At 67.8% G+C, this 1,049-nt stretch carries 1 protein-coding gene; it reads left to right on the forward strand.

Annotated elements, in window-relative coordinates:
- Positions 1-196: 196 nt before the first annotated feature.
- Positions 197-1,049 (forward strand): S1C family serine protease (locus FJ980_RS34045; protein ID WP_140547713.1); only part of this gene is annotated, 853 nt, incomplete at its 3' end.

A 1,049-nucleotide genomic window follows, 5' to 3' on the forward strand; every position in this document is an offset into this window, starting at 1 on the left:
ATTGGAATTTGGCGGCAGCAACGGCCATTGGCAGGCTCCATGTTTTCAGGCGCAACGATGACTATATGTGCGGAGCGGCTTCATCCGCCGCGACCTGACCAGATGGCCAGTCGCCCGGCCGACTAGCCGTCAGGCGAGTATCTCCAAGCGCGCTGCCGCGCGAGATCTGGGGCATGGAGGAACCCAGGAGACTGTTATGAGCGAATTCAATCTAAGTGCCTTTTCGGAAGCCATTGCCGATCTGGCAGCCAAGGCGGCACCGGCGACCGCGAGCTTCACCACCCACAATCATCGCACAGCGAGCGCTTTCCATTGGCGCGACGGCTACTTCGTTGCCGCCGAGGAAGCCGTCGAGGCCGGCGAGGAGATCGAGCTGACGCTGGCTTCGGGCGAGACGGTGAAGGCCGATCTTGTCGGCCGCGATCCCTCGACCGGCGTCGCCCTGCTCAAGCCGGCCGGTGCTACCAATGCCGAGCCGTTGGCCAAAGCGGATGCGGTGCGGCCCGGCAACATTGCCGTCGCCATCGGCAACAGCCGGGGTTCGGCGTTGGCAGTTTCAGGCTCGGTCGGCGAAGTCGGCCCGGCCTGGCGCTCAATGCGCGGCGGCACCATCGACCGGCGCATCAACCTGGCGGTGGGCGCCGGCGGCCGTTTCGAGGGCGGCCCGGTGCTCGATGCCAAGGGCGCGCTGATCGGCATGCTGTTGTTCGGGCCGCGCGGCCGCGCGCTGGTCATGCCTTACGAGACGATCGAGCGGGCGGTCGCGACGCTGCGCGAAAAAGGCCATGTCGCCCGCGGCTATCTCGGCGCCGGCTTGCATCCGATCCGCGACGGCGAGGCCCGCGGCGCCATCGTCATGAGCCTTGATGACAACGGTCCGGCCAAGGCCGCCGGCCTTTCCCTCGGCGACATCATCGTCGCCTGGAACCGCGAGGCGGTGAGCGGCCCGCGCGAGCTGATCCGCAGGCTCGGGCCCGACAGCGCCGGAGCTTCGGTTACGCTCGGTGTCGTGCGCGGCGGAGAACAGCGAGACGTGGCGCTGACGATCG

The sequence above is a fragment of the Mesorhizobium sp. B1-1-5 genome, from assembly GCF_006443065.1.
Classification (GTDB): Bacteria; Pseudomonadota; Alphaproteobacteria; order Rhizobiales; family Rhizobiaceae; genus Mesorhizobium.